The sequence below is a fragment of the Rhodoglobus aureus genome, from assembly GCF_039527955.1.
Lineage (GTDB): Bacteria > Actinomycetota > Actinomycetes > Actinomycetales > Microbacteriaceae > Rhodoglobus > Rhodoglobus aureus.
Window position 1 is genome coordinate 18283 of the sequence record NZ_BAAAKW010000009.1, and the last position, 10812, is coordinate 29094.

The window sequence follows — 10812 nt, forward strand, 5'->3', positions numbered from 1 at the left end:
GGATCGTGACAGAGGCATCTAGCAACACATTAATTGTCCTCAAGGGGATGACCTGGGATCATCCGCGCGGAGTGGATGGTCTGCGCGCCTCCGATCCGTTGCTCATTGAACGCCACGGCGTCACGGTCGAATGGGAGGCTCGCTCCTTGTTGGCCTTCGGAGACCAGCACATTGCCGACTTTGCGCGCGATTTTGACCTTATGGTGATCGACCACCCCCACGTTCCCGATGCGGCCGAGGCCTGTGCTCTTCTCACACTCGACGGTGTTCCGGGGATCCACGAGCTGGCCTTGGAGAGTGTGGGCCGCTCCCACGAGTCCTACCGTTACCGGGGCACCCAGTGGGCGCTCGGTCTGGATGCTGCGGCTCAAGTGAGCGCCTTCCGGCCCGATCGCACGGACGGCGCACCGGTCTTGTGGAGTGACGCGCTTGAGCAGGCGAAAGCTGGCACCGTGCTGTGGTCGTATAAGCCGGTCGATGCTTTCAGCACTTTCGCAACCCTTCTCGCGCAGCGCGGCGCACCACTGGCAGCCTCGCTGGAGGGCGCCGGTGAATTCCTTGACCGTGCCGTTGCCGGGGAAGTCATTGAATTCATGATCGAACTGGCGGATGTGGTGCCGGACTGGTGTGCCGATGCCAACCCGATCGACGTCGCTGAGGCACTCGTTTCTGACGAAAGCGACTACAGCGTGGGCGTTGCCCTCTTCGGGTACACGAACTACTCGCGGGAGGGTTTCCGCGCACAACTGCTCGCCTACGATGACATCCCCTCCTTCGATGGGCGCAGTACCGGCTCGACGCTGGGAGGAGCCGGAATTGCGGTTTCTTCGAGCACCAAGCATGCCGAGCTCGCACTAGCGGTTGCGGCAACTCTTGCCGGTGCCGAGGCGCAGAATGGAACCTACACCACGGGGGGAGGTCAACCCGGAAACCTTCGGGCTTGGCGCAGCGAGGCGATGAATGATGACACGCACCGCTTCTTCCGCAATACCTTGCGCACATTGGAAGGGGCGTGGGTTCGCCCGCGCGTACTCGGCTGGCCCGACCTCCAGCTGGCGCTGTCGCATCTGGTGCGGGACGCCATTCTGGCCCGTTGCGTTGATGAAGCCCTACTCGACGCGATCGAGAAATTGCCCGAAATCCATATCAAAGAGCCACGGACCGAGGGCGTCGCATGACCTACTTCGAAGAATATGTTCTGGGCTCAACCCGACGCAGCCATGGCCGAACGGTGACCGAGACGGACATTGTGTGGCACGCCGGCCAGACAGGAGATTTCTTCCCGCACCACATGGACGCCGAATTCGCTAAGTCGCTTCCGGGTGGCCAGCGGATGGCACACGGCACCCTCATCCTCTCGATGGCCGTTGGGATGCTCGCCGGCGAGATTAATGAGGAAGCGATGAGCTATGGCTATGATCGAGTTCGCTTCATCCGCCCGGCCCATATTGGCGACACAATAACTTCGCGCAGCAAGATTGTTTCACTGCGCGACCACACGAAGCGGCCCGCAGACTTCGGCATCGCCGAGGAGCAGGTCGAGGTCGTGAATCAGCGGGACGAAGTTGTCATCGCATTTGTCCACATCTATCTAGTCAACCGTCGACCAGGGAGCTTCTCATGAGTGATCTCTTTCAACCCCGCCAGATGGTCGATACACACCAGCACCTGTGGAAGCCATCGGAAAGACGCTACGAATGGCTGGATGCCGTAGGCGCTCCGCTTAACGCCGACTTCGGCCCCGAGGTGGTGGAAGCTGAGGTTGCCGCGGCCGGAATCACAACAACGGTGCTGGTTCAGGCCGCCGACACCTACGAGGACACGTTCTATATGCTCTCGGTCGCGGCGGCTGTTCCGGTCGTGCGGGGAGTTGTTGCGTGGGCACCACTGGACCGCGAAGCGGAGGCTGCCGCAGCGCTAGAGCTCTACTCCGCATCCCCGCTGGTGTGCGGCATCCGTGTGCTCAATCACAGCTATGCCGACCCCCGCTGGCTGCTGCAGGACTCGGTTGATGCGGCGCTTCGCCTTCTCGCAGCTCACAACCTGGCCCTTGATGTTGTGAGCGTGGTTCCTGAGCACCTCGTCATGCTTGCTGAGCTGGCCGATCGGCACCCTGAACTTACCATTGTGCTCGACCATCTTGCTAAGCCAGACGTTGCCGATAAAGGCTGGGAGCCTTGGGCCTCGCTCGTGGCCGATGTGGCCACCCGCCCGAATGTGAGCGTCAAGCTGTCGGGGCTCAATACTGCCTCTGCTCCCGGGTGGACCTGCGAGGACTGGCTGCCCTACGTCGATCATGCGGTCGAGCACTTTGGTTCGGCCCGCGTGATGCTCGGCAGCGACTGGCCCGTATCCACTCTGGCGGGAGATTTCGGCGGCGTGTGGCTTGCCCAACGCCGCGTAATCGCGCACCTCACGACGGAACAGCAGGAAAATATTCTCTACCGCACCGCCATTCGTGCCTACTCTCTGGACGTCTCATGAGTACCCCCCTCCCTCTTGAAGGGATGCTCGTGCTCGACTTCAGTCAATTTCTGGCGGGACCGTTAACAGCCACCCGGCTGGGTGATCTGGGAGCGCGGGTGATCAAGATCGAGCGTCCGCAGGGCGGCGATATTGGTCGGCATCTCGCCTTCGCCGGAGTGGTCGAGGACGGCGACACCCTCTCCTTTCACATCACCAACCGCAACAAGGAAAGCTATGCCGCTGACCTAAAAAATAAGGAAGATTTGGTGGGGGTTTGGGCGCTGGTCGCTGAGGCCGATGTAATCATCCAGAACTTTCGCCCCGGGATCATGGACCGGTTGGGTTTCGGCTATGACGCGGTCGCCGCGATCAATCCCGGAGTTGTGTACGCCAGCGTGAGTGGGTACGGCACCGAGGGTCCGTGGAAAGATCGGCCCGGGCAGGACCTTCTCGCCCAGTCCCTGTCGGGGCTCCCGTGGTTGAACGGCAGCACTGAGGATCCTCCCGTTCCGGTGGGTGTGGCAATCGCTGACATCATCGCCTCGATCCATTTGGCCAGCGGCATTACCGCGGCACTGTTGCGTCGGGAGCGCACCGGTCTCGGTGGACGCGTTGACACTAGCCTCCTCGAGGGCATGCTTGACCTTCAGTTTGAACTTTTCAGCGCGCATCTGGGCGATCCATCTATTGTCGTTAAGCGTGGTGCCCGAAACACCGCGCACGCGTTTCTTCAGGCGCCCTATGGCATCTACCCCACCGCCGACGGCTACCTCGCTATCGCGATGACTTCGGTGCCAGAGTTGGGAGCACTCATCGGGCTGGCGGAGCTTGCGCAGTACACCGATCCCGACACTTGGTGGTCTGAGCAGGCGGCCATTACCCGGGCGCTTTCTGATCGCCTTGCAACGCAATGGACCGAGCACTGGTTAGAAATTTTGGATGAGGCGGATGTCTGGTGCGCCCCTGTCTTGACACTGCCGGAGCTCATCGGTCATGACGGTTTTCTCGCCCTCGATATGACCCAGAAGGTGACTCGAAAAGATGTCGGTGGGAATGAGCGCGTCGATATCAATACTCTGCGGGCGCCGGTCAGATTTGACGGGCACGCACTGAAGAACGATCGCGGTGCCCCGCACCTCGGTCAGCACACCGAAGCAATTCGGGCCGAGTTTGCGAACGAGGAGGCAACACCGTGAAGAACCCCAACTCCGATCCGGTAGCAAGAAACGCGGTGCCGGTCTGGAATCAGGATGTCAAGCTCTACGAAGACTACGAGGTGGGGGAGGTTGATCGATCGATCCGTCGCACCATTTCGGAGGGCGAGGTGATGGTGTTCAGCAGCATGCTGGTCGATCTCCACCCGTACGTCGCCGACGATATTTTCGCCCGAGACGAGGGGCTCTTTGGGCGGCGAATCGTGCCCGGCGCCCTCGTCTTCGGATATGGAATGGGGCTGATGGCTCACAACAATGTGAATACGTTCAGCTACGGCTACGACCGCCTGCGTTTCATCGAACCGGTATTTATTGGTGACACGATTTACACAATGCGGACTCTCCTGCGGAAGGAACCCAAGTATGACGAGATGGGGCTGTTCACCGTTTCGTACGAAGTGTTCCGTGCTGACGATGAGCAAATCGTGCTCTACTGCGAACACCTTCAAACCGTGAAGTACCGCGACCCGGCGGCGGCGAGGGCGCAATCATGATCGACCTCTTCAACGACATCTCTGACTACTGTCGGCTAGGGGTGGCCGAGGAACACAAGCTGCCGATCGCCGTGGTCGGTGCCGGTGGCATCGTCGATGGTCAACACCTGCCCGCCTACAGGCTCGCCGGCCTTCAGGTGGTTGGGATCACCGATGTCGACCTGGATCGCGCCCGCGATGTCGCGGCCCGCCACGGAATCCCACGCGTGTACGCCAACCTTGAGGAACTGCTCGCGGATGAACAGGTTCAGGTGGTTGACATTGCTGTCCCGGTGGCGCAACAGCCGCCGATCTTCCGGGCCGCAGTAGCGGCGGGTAAGCACATCCTTGCGCAGAAACCCTTCACTGAAAATCCTGAGACCGCGCGAGAATTGGCCGGGCTGGCGGCCCAGGCTGGCGTCGTCGCGGCGGTGAACCAGCAGTTGAGGTTCGACGAGGGTATTGCTGCCGCCCATCGGATGGTTGAGCTTGGCTGGCTCGGAACGCTGACCTCCCTGACGATCTCTGTCAATGTTTTCACCGACTGGAAGCAGTGGGAGTGGACGCAGGCGATGGAGCGGCTTGAGATCATGGTGCATTCGATCCACTACCACGACACGGTTCGTTGGTTCCTTGGTGAGCCGTCTTCGGTGTACGTGGATGGCGGTCGAGTTCCGGGGCAGTATCCGATTGGTGAGACACGCACGATCAGCAGCTACCGGTTTCCCGGCGGCGCTTCAGCTCTTGTCGTAGCCAACCACATGAGCCCCGGCGCAGATGACACCGCAGAGTTCCGTATCGAAGGAACCGCCGGAGCGATCCGCGGCACCCTCGGCCTGATGTACGACTACCCCAGTGGTCGCCCCGACACCCTCGAGGTGACCAGCACCGTCGCCGGTACTGACGGCTGGGTACCATACCCGGTCACCCAGCGCTGGTTTCCCCACGCCTTCATCGGAACAATGGGCTCGGTGCTGGAAGGAATCGCGACCGGAGCGATGCCGCGGACAGTCGTCAGCGACAACGTCAAAACTGTCGAGCTCGTTGCCGCGCTTTACCGCTCGATGGAGTCGAACGAGGTTGTGCGACTTTAACTCCCGTGTTACCCGCCTCGGGTACTGTATTTCGAAGGAACCGGTGAAAGGAAGCTGAGACGATGGCGAAGATAAGTGATGTCGCGGCGCTTGCCGGCGTCTCTGCGTCGGCTGTCTCGCGCGTGCTGTCTGGTGATCCAAGCCTCCGGGTCTCTGCGAGCACCCGCGAACGCGTGATAGCTGCTGCGAAAGAGCTTGCGTATGTGCCAAACCATGCTGCAAGATCATTGCGCACATCGCGTAGCCGCACGATTGCTCTGGTCGTACCCGATGTCAACAGTGCTGTATTCGCTGAGCTGGCCAGTGGGGCCGAGGATGAAGCGGCCTCCCGCGGACTGGCTATTGTGCTTGCACGGGCAGAACGACTCACGGACGGTAGCGACTGGTTACGTCGGATGCTCGGAGAAGCGCGGATTGACGGAGTCATACTGCAGCTGCCCGATGGTCCGTCGACAATTGATCTGGAGTCGATGGCTGTCGGTGGAACGCGGATTGTCGTGATCAACTCACTCGATAGTGGGCAGTTCAGTACGGTTGTGCTCGACGATGCAGCGGGTATCCGCACAGCCGTCGAGCACCTGCGGGCTGCAGGTCACACTGAAATTGGTTTGGTCGGTGGACATCAGGACAGCGCTACTGGCCGTCGACGCGAAGCCAGCTTTCTGGCGGTCATCCGCGAGGCAGGGCTGCCGGTTCGCAACCAGTGGATCACCGACTTCGGCTATTCGGGAGCAGAAGGTCGGGCGGCAATGGAGGTGATCGCCGCAAATGGTGCAATACCGACAGCCCTTGTCGTTGCTAACCTCAACGCCGCCCTGGGAGTCTTGGCCACCGCGTCCACACTTGGTCTCCGGGTTCCAACTGACATTTCGATCGTCGCCCTGCATGATGTCTGGTACGCCGATGCGACATGGCCGCCCATCACCACCGTGCGGATGCCGCTCAGCCAGTTGGGAGCGACCGCGGTAGCCCGTCTGATGGATGGCGACCCCACCAGCATTACGCACGACACCGTCAGTTCCCCCGAACCCGTTCTGGTTGTGCGCCAGTCGACGGATCTTCCTCGTCAAAGCCGAAAATAGCGGGCATCCACACGATAAAGACCGTTCAATGACGAGCATCGCATCGCCTCGCTTTCCGGTGAGCTGTCGCACGGAGCCGCAAGCGAGTGTTTACAAGGCGGTGCCGGACGCGGGACAGAGCCTCTGAGCACGAGGACAGGCATGAACAACATCTCGAATTGGAACCCCGATTGGGAGAAGACTTGCGATCTTGGTCTGTGAACTATCCGTACTGTCACGCTGCGAGCTTCGCTATCTTCGGCGAGATCAGGCCACTGTCATGCCTATGGATGGGCAGTCTTCATGCCCCGCTGGTTTTGTGCCGTTGAGGATGCGGTTGTGGAGTTGGATGAAGACCTTGAGTGTTTTCTCGCACCCGTCGACCGTCTGAGTAGCGCGGGTTTGCGTGAGAAGCTGCACGATCGGCCCCCAAGCAGTGATTCGCGCGACCCCAACGCATGGGCTATCCTTGAGTACAGCGATAAGCACTGTTTGTCGGCTGGATTCGGAATTCTTTGAGAATATTCTTCACGGAGAACTCAAATATGAACAGAATCGGGCCGTTGAATTAGTTTTTCGCTCGCAAGTTCCGCTAAAACACTGGGAACTCTGTGGGGTATGGTGTAATTGGCAACACGGAAGATTCTGATTCTTTTGTTCTTGGTTCGAGTCCAGGTACCCCAGCAAAACATCTAGGGAACATCTCCCACGGCTAGGCTCTGGCGGGCTTTCCCCTTTCTTTTTGTCAAGCTAAACGTCTCTGGTTTCACTCCAAGAACTGCTACGTCACCATCTGCTCACAGAGCTTGATGAGCGAGTCGTAGTGGCCAAACATTGAAAACAACCTCAGCTCGTTGAATTACTCCGTTTCGCGGGCGGTTGCTCAAGCACGGGAACTGCACGCATCATGAACTTGTCGAAGTCTGGAACAGTAAACGCTGCATAGCCATGTTCTGGGGTGTAGAGCAAGCCCATATTGATGAGTTCGGCGCGAGTCGGGCCGACTTGGTTTGACTCTTTGCCTAGCAATCGTGCAACGTCGGCCGCTTTCTGTGGCTGCGGGCCAAGTTGAGCCATCGCCCGCATATACATTGTTTGATGAGCGGTTGCGCGGTCTAACCGGACTCGGAAGAAGGAGCTATCCAACTTGGCTTCGTATGCTTCTCGCGCCGCCTCGACATCTTCACGCTCTATGCAGTCGTTTGATCCAATGGCCCAGACTTGATATCCCAATTCCTGAATGAAGTAGGGATATCCACGTGTTATCTCGAATGCCAGCTCGAGGGCTTCATCGGTGAAATATGTGCCCTCGACTTCCGCAGGTTTAGTAAACGCCAGCTGCGCATCCGATTCGCCTAACGAGTCAATCTTCGGGAACTTGAATAGCCTCTCAGCATAGGACTTAGCGTCACCCGCGAGTTCGGCAATTTGTGGCAGCCCGGCACCAACGAAGGTGACGGGAAGCCTGCGTTGAACAGTCTTGTGAATTGCTTGGATAAGAGCTTCCAGCTGATTCTTGGTCAGAAATTGGACCTCGTCGACCAGAAGGACGAGTCCGGTTTTGTGCTCTTGGGCCGCTTCTCCGAGCGCCACTAGAAGATCGGAGAGATCCATTGCCAAGTCGCCGTGATCGGCTAGGCCTTCGACGGAGGACACACCCGTGGAGACAGTGAATCCACCGTCTGGTTGACTTGAAATCCCGAAGGACGTCAGCGCGCTGGCGGCACGCTTAGCGCGGTCTCCCCACTTATCGCGTGGAGATATCTCAAAGAGGGCCGAGCGCAATTCGGCGTACATTCGTTTGCGGAAGCTGCTTTCATCGTGCTTACTTGCCTCTATCTCGACTACGCGCCATTTCTCGGCCAGGGCGAGCTCGCGAAACTCTCCGAGGAGGACCGTCTTGCCAACGCCACGGAGGCCAGTCAGGATCATGGACTGTTCAGTGCGGCCATTGCTTAGGCGGCCAAGCAGGATCTTGAAACTTTCTAGTTGATCCGTTCGACCAACCACTAATTCTGGCGCGGCTCCCGCATTGGGCGTGTAAGGGTTCGTCCTACTATCCATGCTGTCAATTTAGCGACTTTAGGGCGTTTTATCAATTTTTCCTAAAATAGAAATAGCTTGATAAAACGGAGGCGTTGTCAACGCGCAGCCCAAAGACCCGCAACCCACCCGCTCGCCCGTTGTGGGACATATGCGCTGCAGGCTTCGATAGGTGGTGGGGTGACTTTACGCGATCTCCGCCCCCGACATCGAGCTAGCTGACTAGCGAGCTCACCCCCTGAGTCGTATCACCTCGACCGAGCCGTTCGCGCCCGCCACAACCAGCACATGGCTTGCCTCAACGCCATCTAGGGCGGCGACGATTGCCGCGACATCCGGTTCACCTTCCGCGGCATCCGCACGCTCAAGCACCGTGACGCGAGCACCCGTTGAGACGCGCACTGCATCGACGAGTTCGGCGCTGTCGTTGGAGGTCACAAGTGTCACGTTGTCGATGCGGCGAACGCGCTCTTCGGCGACATGAGAGGCGCGATCCTTCTTCCAGATCGCGAAATGGTAGGTCGCCACAAGAACGGTGGCCGTGAGCAACCCGAGTGCCTGGCGCGAACGTTCGACGAAGCTCTCACCGCTGCCACCGTCGAGCAAGAACGAGAACAACTGGAACCCGATCACGAGCAACGTGATGAGTGCCACCAGAGCGCTAACGCCGAAAATGATCACGAGGAAGATGCGCCGCCCCGGGGTCGCCACACGCTCAGCAGTTGATGCCTCAAGCGGGCGCCACGTCATCCACCAGAGCACACCGCCGACAAGCAACGCACTGAGACCGCCCAGAAGCAAACTGCGGATGTTGCCCTCAATGATCGAGTTGCTCGACGTTGCCAGCAGCGCATTCAACGTCACACCGACGCCCGACGCCGCGTACGCCAGCGAGACACCAGCACTCGCCAACCTCGTTGCAGCGCGAACCCCCGCGGACCGCTCCGCAATAACACGGGCGTGATACACGAGTACCAGCGCACCGATCGCGGCACTAGCAAGTGCGATACCCAATGGGTCAAGCGTGACCGCGATCGGTTGCTGCAACCCCGTCACCAGTTCAAGAATGACCAAAAGCGTGAGCGTGAAACCCATGGCAAGCACGGCATACGAGGCGAGACCAGCAATGAAAACGAGGATCACGTTCGTGAACCCGAACGACTGCGTGCGCACGCCCACGCGGAACCAATGCCACCACCACAGAAGCGCGCCACCAGCCGCCCAGACCAGTGGCTGCAGTACGAGCTGCCACACCGGATCGCTGACCACGACACTGCCAGTGAACGTGTCGACAGCTGAATCGACGATTCTCCCGACAGCGAAGACCAGTCCGCCAGCCGCATAGGTCAGGCCAATAAGTGAAGCGATAGCAGGAGCGGCACCCGACAGTCGCGTCGGTCCCTTACGGGGATGCCGCAACATCCAGTTGTGCCACAGCCACACCAGCCCCCACACGATGCCCACGGCGAGCCCATACGGGTCCCAGCCAGCGGTGATTGCGTTAGCGATCCAAGAGAGGAGGGTGATCGTGGAGATGAGCAGCGCCACTGTCGACATGATCACGAGATACACCGGCCAGGTGACGGATGCGCGGTCGCGGGTCATTGCAGCGTCACGCCACGTCAGCCACCACAAGAGTGCAGCGAGTGGACCAGCGATGATGGCAGAGGCCAGCGATGTTGCCAGACCATAGTTGTCGAAACTTACCTCGACGCGGCCGGCGGTGAACAGACGTTCTAGGAGGCCGCTCAGACCGCTAGCGGCGATGATCACTGTCGTGGCCAGCAACAGATATGTGATTACGCGGCGGACTGTTTGAACGCCCCCGACCGCTGGGGTTGCGCTGGGAGCCGGTGCGATGGAGGTCATTCGTTAATTCCTCGGTTGCAACAGAGCGTAAGTTCCCACGGAGCAGTTTCGATCTTCCACAGTCGATCCTCGCGAACCATGGTGAAGGCTTCTTCAGACGTGTAACCTGAGCTGCCAAACTCGCCGCTGCCACGCTCCATCGATACGCGCACCACTGCAGTGTCGTCACTCACCGTCGACGAAATGACGGTCATCCGAAGACCCTGAACTGTGTTCGGCTCAGCTCGGTCACAGTTGTCACGAATCTCTGAAGCGAGAAAATCACGTGCCGTCGTGTAATCGCTGTCGACCATCGCGCGTGAGTATGACTGCACGACACCCTCCGGCGTCGAGGGATCAACATCCGCTGGACCACCGCGGGTGAACACCACAACGAGAGCGATCACCACGATGGCGGCAATGATGGAAAGGATCGCGATGAGCGTGCGATCTGGTCGGGCGGATTCCTGCTTCATGGGGACATCATGGACCATCAGCGCCACTTAATCTATGAGCCGCGTTGACTCATAGAAAATGCGCGCGTGGCAGGTATCGAGGAATCATTTGAGAATGCGCGCGTAGCGGTGTGTCTGCCGGTGCTGGTGAACGGGTG

11 protein-coding genes and 1 tRNA gene are annotated in these 10812 nt (G+C 59.5%); 9 read left to right on the top strand and 3 right to left on the bottom strand.

Annotated features, from left to right (window positions below):
- The first annotated feature begins 5 nt into the window (after window positions 1-5).
- The 9 genes from ABD112_RS02165 to ABD112_RS02205 all read left to right on the top strand — a co-directional run bounded on the left by ABD112_RS02165 (window position 6) and on the right by ABD112_RS02205 (window position 6992).
- Window positions 6-1178: an extracellular solute-binding protein gene (locus ABD112_RS02165; RefSeq protein WP_343922766.1), complete on the top strand. Its 1173-nt coding sequence runs from the start codon at window positions 6-8 to the stop codon at window positions 1176-1178.
- Window positions 1175-1624 carry a MaoC family dehydratase gene (locus ABD112_RS02170; RefSeq protein ID WP_343922767.1) on the top strand — a complete coding sequence of 150 codons (450 nt, stop codon included), beginning with the start codon at window positions 1175-1177 and terminating at the stop codon, window positions 1622-1624. Before ABD112_RS02165 ends, ABD112_RS02170 begins: the two co-directional genes overlap by 4 nt.
- Window positions 1621-2484 (top strand): amidohydrolase family protein, encoded by an 864-nt coding sequence (locus tag ABD112_RS02175; protein WP_343922768.1) that lies wholly within the window; start codon window positions 1621-1623, stop codon window positions 2482-2484. Before ABD112_RS02170 ends, ABD112_RS02175 begins: the two co-directional genes overlap by 4 nt.
- Complete coding sequence (locus ABD112_RS02180) at window positions 2481-3662, top strand: CaiB/BaiF CoA transferase family protein (protein ID WP_343922770.1); 1182 nt, start codon at window positions 2481-2483, stop codon at window positions 3660-3662. Before ABD112_RS02175 ends, ABD112_RS02180 begins: the two co-directional genes overlap by 4 nt.
- Window positions 3659-4174, top strand: coding sequence for a MaoC family dehydratase (locus ABD112_RS02185; RefSeq protein WP_343922772.1), 516 nt, complete (start codon window positions 3659-3661; stop codon window positions 4172-4174). The genes ABD112_RS02180 and ABD112_RS02185 overlap by 4 nt, the downstream gene beginning before the upstream one ends.
- Window positions 4171-5247, top strand: a complete 1077-nt coding sequence (locus ABD112_RS02190; RefSeq protein ID WP_343922774.1) for a Gfo/Idh/MocA family protein — start codon at window positions 4171-4173, stop codon at window positions 5245-5247. The genes ABD112_RS02185 and ABD112_RS02190 overlap by 4 nt, the downstream gene beginning before the upstream one ends.
- A 62-nt stretch (window positions 5248-5309) precedes the next feature.
- Window positions 5310-6329, top strand: a complete 1020-nt coding sequence (locus ABD112_RS02195; protein WP_343922776.1) for a LacI family DNA-binding transcriptional regulator — start codon at window positions 5310-5312, stop codon at window positions 6327-6329.
- A gap of 282 nt (window positions 6330-6611) precedes the next feature.
- Window positions 6612-6827 carry a hypothetical protein gene (locus ABD112_RS02200; protein WP_343922778.1) on the top strand — a complete coding sequence of 72 codons (216 nt, stop codon included), beginning with the start codon at window positions 6612-6614 and terminating at the stop codon, window positions 6825-6827.
- 93 nt (window positions 6828-6920) lie between these two features.
- A tRNA-Gln gene (locus ABD112_RS02205) sits at window positions 6921-6992 on the top strand.
- A gap of 162 nt (window positions 6993-7154) precedes the next feature.
- Here ABD112_RS02205 and ABD112_RS02210 read toward each other — a convergent pair.
- The 3 genes from ABD112_RS02210 to ABD112_RS02220 form a co-directional block, all read right to left on the bottom strand.
- Window positions 7155-8372, bottom strand: coding sequence for an ATP-binding protein (locus ABD112_RS02210; RefSeq protein WP_343922780.1), 1218 nt, complete (start codon window positions 8370-8372; stop codon window positions 7155-7157).
- 210 nt (window positions 8373-8582) lie between these two features.
- The gene (locus ABD112_RS02215; protein WP_343922782.1) at window positions 8583-10220 is read right to left on the bottom strand and encodes a DUF5671 domain-containing protein; all 1638 of its coding nucleotides are present in this window, start codon (window positions 10218-10220) and stop codon (window positions 8583-8585) included.
- Window positions 10217-10675, bottom strand: coding sequence for an LpqB family beta-propeller domain-containing protein (locus tag ABD112_RS02220; protein WP_343922783.1), 459 nt, complete (start codon window positions 10673-10675; stop codon window positions 10217-10219). The genes ABD112_RS02215 and ABD112_RS02220 overlap by 4 nt, the downstream gene beginning before the upstream one ends.
- Window positions 10676-10812 lie beyond the last annotated feature (137 nt).

What these genes read in the sequence shown, in the direction of transcription:
- ABD112_RS02170 (WP_343922767.1), top strand. Translation starts at nt 1,175, where the DNA reads ATGACCTACTTCGAAGAATATGTTCTGGGCTCAACCCGACGCAGCCAT.
- ABD112_RS02175 (WP_343922768.1), top strand. Translation starts at nt 1,621, where the DNA reads ATGAGTGATCTCTTTCAACCCCGCCAGATGGTCGATACACACCAGCAC.
- ABD112_RS02180 (WP_343922770.1), top strand. Translation starts at nt 2,481, where the DNA reads ATGAGTACCCCCCTCCCTCTTGAAGGGATGCTCGTGCTCGACTTCAGT.
- ABD112_RS02190 (WP_343922774.1), top strand. Translation starts at nt 4,171, where the DNA reads ATGATCGACCTCTTCAACGACATCTCTGACTACTGTCGGCTAGGGGTG.
- ABD112_RS02195 (WP_343922776.1), top strand. Translation starts at nt 5,310, where the DNA reads ATGGCGAAGATAAGTGATGTCGCGGCGCTTGCCGGCGTCTCTGCGTCG.
- ABD112_RS02200 (WP_343922778.1), top strand. Translation starts at nt 6,612, where the DNA reads ATGCCCCGCTGGTTTTGTGCCGTTGAGGATGCGGTTGTGGAGTTGGAT.
- ABD112_RS02210 (WP_343922780.1), bottom strand. Translation starts at nt 8,372, where the DNA reads ATGGATAGTAGGACGAACCCTTACACGCCCAATGCGGGAGCCGCGCCA.
- ABD112_RS02215 (WP_343922782.1), bottom strand. Translation starts at nt 10,220, where the DNA reads ATGACCTCCATCGCACCGGCTCCCAGCGCAACCCCAGCGGTCGGGGGC.
- ABD112_RS02220 (WP_343922783.1), bottom strand. Translation starts at nt 10,675, where the DNA reads ATGAAGCAGGAATCCGCCCGACCAGATCGCACGCTCATCGCGATCCTT.